The organism is Methylomonas sp., from assembly GCF_023228165.1.
Taxonomy (GTDB): domain Bacteria; phylum Pseudomonadota; class Gammaproteobacteria; order Methylococcales; family Methylomonadaceae; genus Methylomonas.
Genome location: NZ_JALOBS010000073.1, coordinates 1 through 4,063 on the forward strand (window position 1 = coordinate 1; position 4,063 = coordinate 4,063).

5 protein-coding genes and 1 pseudogene are annotated in these 4,063 nt (G+C 47.5%); all 6 read left to right on the forward strand.

The features are described 5' to 3' along the window. On the forward strand, nucleotides 1-854 hold an 854-nt coding region (locus M0R33_RS24265), incomplete at its 5' end, for an RHS repeat-associated core domain-containing protein (RefSeq protein ID WP_292574540.1). 9 nt (nucleotides 855-863) lie between these two features. After that, nucleotides 864-1,175, forward strand: coding sequence for a hypothetical protein (locus M0R33_RS24270; RefSeq protein WP_292574541.1), 312 nt, complete (start codon nucleotides 864-866; stop codon nucleotides 1,173-1,175). A gap of 15 nt (nucleotides 1,176-1,190) precedes the next feature. Further along, nucleotides 1,191-2,771, forward strand: a complete 1,581-nt coding sequence (locus M0R33_RS24275) for a hypothetical protein (RefSeq protein ID WP_292574542.1) — start codon at nucleotides 1,191-1,193, stop codon at nucleotides 2,769-2,771. A gap of 10 nt (nucleotides 2,772-2,781) precedes the next feature. Then, nucleotides 2,782-3,459 carry a hypothetical protein gene (locus M0R33_RS24280; RefSeq protein ID WP_292574543.1) on the forward strand — a complete coding sequence of 226 codons (678 nt, stop codon included), beginning with the start codon at nucleotides 2,782-2,784 and terminating at the stop codon, nucleotides 3,457-3,459. 7 nt (nucleotides 3,460-3,466) lie between these two features. After that, nucleotides 3,467-3,595 (forward strand): hypothetical protein, encoded by a 129-nt coding sequence (locus M0R33_RS24285; RefSeq protein ID WP_292574544.1) that lies wholly within the window; start codon nucleotides 3,467-3,469, stop codon nucleotides 3,593-3,595. A gap of 117 nt (nucleotides 3,596-3,712) precedes the next feature. Beyond that, nucleotides 3,713-4,063, forward strand: a pseudogene (locus tag M0R33_RS24290) (exosortase family protein XrtM); the annotation flags it as partial.

The following is a 4,063-nucleotide window of genomic DNA, read 5'->3' on the forward strand; positions in this document are numbered from 1 at the left end:
TGGGCCAAAGCGCGCATGATGGTCAGATTCAAGCCACCCAAAGTTACACCGCCTTCGGCGGCAACCTGAACGCAACCGGTACCAGCAACGCGCTGCAGAAATATACAGGGCGCGAAGCGGACAGCGAGAGCGGCTGCTATTATTACCGGGCGCGGATTTATTGTCCGGAGATGGGGCGGTTTATCAGCGAGGACCCGCTGGGGTTTGAGGCGGGGGTTAACTTTTATGCCTACGTCAATAATAATCCGGTGAACGCCAATGATCCCAGTGGGAAAATTGTAGTTAATCCAATTACGATTGGCGCAACAATTGGCGGTGTCACTGGAGCTATACAGGCTGCTAATGCTGGTGGTGGTTGGACCATCGATAATGCGGGAAATATTGCCATCGGTGCTTTAACAGGCGCTGTCGCCGGTGCTATTCCAGGTGCTGTTGCAACTAATATTGGATTAAAGGCAACTGTTGCTGTAGGTGCGCTAGCTGCTGGAGGAGGTAACTTAGCGAACCAATGGGCGGGCGGCACTTCTCTAGGTAATACAAATTGGCCTCAATTTTCTGTACAAACTGGATTAGGGGGTATTAGTGGTTTAGCTGGGTATGGAGCAGGTCTTTCATCTGCACTTAAAGTTGTTAGGTCTGGAGGCAGTGTGGAAGGAGCGTTGAATTTCGGCAATATTTATGGTGCCTTGGCTGGAGGGGCTACTCAAACCATTGCCAATCTACCGGTTCCTACTGATCTTGGTGGGTTTTGGTCCAGCACAAATTTACCAGCAACCAATTCTGCTAATGGAGGGTTTGTTCTTTATCCAAACAAATCCAACACGAATCAAATGCAAAGTGTTTACAGAAAATAATCTTAAACTATGAATATATATTCTATCGTTTACGAGTATTTATTTAACATGATTGGTGGAGCCGTTATTGCTTCTGCATTGCTTGGACAATTTTATATAAATGAACACATCGGGAAAGTGCCCAAGTTCGTGCCAGCCTGGAAAAAAATTACCTCATATTTTTTTAGAGCTATTGGAGCTATTATTAGTTTTGCGGTTCTTGTTTTTGTGATTCGATTGATAAGATTATTTACAATTGTTACTGTTCCGAATGTAGTAGCAATTGCCATTGGTTTGCTAGTAACGGTTTTTTGGGGTCTAAAAATTATAAAGAAAAAGTAGATAACTGATTCGACCATGAAAATAATTCAGCCTACATATATCGGCCAACTGGTTAACGATACGAGCTACGCGCGCGACCGGCTCGGCAACATTCTGAGCCAAACCGATGATGTGCAGGGATGCACGAATGTCGCGGGCGCAGGATGCGCAGGAGCGACCACCAACGCCCTGGGCCAAATCACCGGCACCACAGTTTTTAGCTACGACCCGGAAAACCGCCTCAAAACCGCCGATTACCCCGGCAGCGCCTTTGATGAAAGCTTTAGCTACGACAAGGTCGGCAATCGCAAGACCCACACGCTGAACGGCACGACCCAATACTACAACGTCGACGCCGGCAACCGCCTCAAAGACATCCGCACCGGCAGTCCGACCGGCACGATCTACGAGAGCTACCAATACGACGACAACGGCAGCCTGACCACCGTCAGCGGCAATCGGTCAATGACCCTGAGCTGGGATGTCAACAACCGCGTCAAGCAAATCAATACCAGCCAATACCGCTACGACCCATCCGGCTACCGCATCGAAAAAACTGCCGGAATCACCAATCGCTACTACCTGGAAGGCGAACATCTGGAAGCCGTTTACGACGGCAACGGCGCACTGCGCGACCAATATATGCGCGGCACGGTGATCGACGAAGTGGTCAACGGCTACCACCGCGACGCCAACAACATGATGGTCAACAGCACCTACCACCACGACGCCCTGCAATCGGTGTTGGGGCAAAGCGCGCATGATGGTCAGATTCAAGCCACCCAAAGTTACACCGCCTTCGGCGGCAACCTAAGCGGAACCGGCACCAGTAACGCCTCACAAAAGTACACCGGCTGGGAAGCCGATGGGGAAAGCGGATTTTATTATTACCGGGCTCGGTATTATGATCCGGTGAATGGGAATGATCCGAGTGGGAATTGTCCGATGTGTGTAGGTGCCGCAACCAGTGTAGTTTTAGGTGGCGCAATAAGATTTGCCACTGGTAGAGATGTTTTTGATGCAAATGCAATCGCAACTGATGCCGCTCTCGGAGCGGCAGGATCTGGAATAATTAGTAAAGCCACACAACTTTATCAAACGAGATATATAGCAGCGCCTCTTTCAACAAAATTAGCAGCCAGTAGTGGCGCGACCGCACAAGCTCAAATTACCAGTGGGATTTATTTCTTTGAACAAGGCGGGGCCAGTTATGTTGGGCAGTCTAGTCAAATTGGAACTCGTTTAGCTGCACATGTGGCCAATCCTATTAAGCCTATATCGTCCGTTGATAATGCAGTAAGAGCGGCTGTGAATGGAAGTAAAGCAAGTCGAGAGGTTGCAGAGCAGCTAACCCTCAATAACATGGGTGGAATAAACGCATTAGGTGTTTTAAATGCAATAAATCCCATAGGGGCGGCCCGCATCGGGTTATTAAATAATTCTAGACTTGGTACTATTACGTCAATTGCTACGCCCGCACAATCGATTTGGAATTCTATTTTTAGTGGGTCAGCAATAGGATTGAGTACAAATATTTCCTCCGGTGCAAATGGAGGATTTGTTCTGTATCCGAATAAATCAAACACAAATATGATGCAAAGCGTCTATCAAAAATAGGAGTTATTCAATGGGAGCATGGGGAATTGATCCGTTCGACTGTGATGAAGGCGTGGAAATACGAGAAAAATGGAATGAGTGGTTGGATGGCGTTCATAGTGTTGGTTACGAGGAAGCATTAAAGCGTTTTTTTGCTCATTGGGGTGATGCAATAAACTACGGTGACACAGTAACAAATAATGAAATCATAGCTCTTGTAGTATTACATTTCGAGTATGAGAGAGAAGTACCCAAGAAGCTGGCAAAAGCTGCAGAAGACGCGATTAACCGAGAGCTTGAGGTCACAGAAATAAGCAGTTGGAAAGAAAGTGTTCAGCAAGCCAGAAAGGATTTTTTGATTAGTCTCCTAGAAAAAATCGGCGGAAGCAGAAAAAAACCGAAAAACCCAAATTTTTTCTTGGATCCCGCTCTTCAATTTCGGACGTTGAATTCGGCTAAAAAATCGTTACTGGACTCTTTTAGGAAACTAAAAACCAGTAGGACTAGGATTGGATTGTCGGGCGCTGGATTTCCATCATTTATGCTCACATTAGACCGACTAATGAATCATCGAATTTGGGAAAAAGATTCTAATATTTATATGCAGGCCAGTAATGAGCGACTGATTATGCTGGCCACCTATATAGCGATCGGAGCTAACTATACGGAAGATGAGTTGAAAGCGCTTATTGACAGGATAATGCGATAGGCAAACCATGGCAGCACTCTCCAAAGAACAGATTAACCAGCTGATCGATTTAAAAAATGAGGCCGAAGACTGCGTGAAACAACTGGATACTATCTTTCATCACATGCGCCGTATCGAAAGAAAGCCGCGCATCTAAAGCGGCTGATCGGCAAATTGAAAACCTGGTGCGACACGTGAGAGGTACCTTCACCTCCGTGGAAACTTGCCGAGTCGACCGTAATAGCCGGGTGTGTATTCATCCTGATGATGGCTTGTGCAGCGCCGCCCCCCCTGGACGATGATATCTTCCGATACTGTCAGACTGCGCGCGCCAAGACACTATGAAGGGATAACCGTATTGCAGACTCTTAGGCTGTTTTCCGAAGGCTACCGCCACTATAGCCGGCATACCTGGCTGCAATTCACCCTGTTTGTAGCCTGCTACGCGCTGTTTGACTACGCTTACTTCAAGATTCCGGTCGACCTGTTTGCCAATGTTATTTACTATCACGGCGTGGTGGCGGTTTGCGCCGATCTGGTCAACTGGCTGGTACCGTTGGAACAGGTATTGGCCAAGCAGAATCATCTGCTTTCCGCCAAGGCCGATCTGGAAATCGTGCGCGGC

Bases quoted from the DNA above. Each gene is read 5' to 3' on its own strand.
- M0R33_RS24280 (WP_292574543.1), top strand. From the start codon at position 2,782: ATGGGAGCATGGGGAATTGATCCGTTCGACTGTGATGAAGGCGTGGAA.
- M0R33_RS24270 (WP_292574541.1), top strand. From the start codon at position 864: ATGAATATATATTCTATCGTTTACGAGTATTTATTTAACATGATTGGT.
- M0R33_RS24275 (WP_292574542.1), top strand. From the start codon at position 1,191: ATGAAAATAATTCAGCCTACATATATCGGCCAACTGGTTAACGATACG.
- M0R33_RS24285 (WP_292574544.1), top strand. From the start codon at position 3,467: ATGGCAGCACTCTCCAAAGAACAGATTAACCAGCTGATCGATTTAAAA.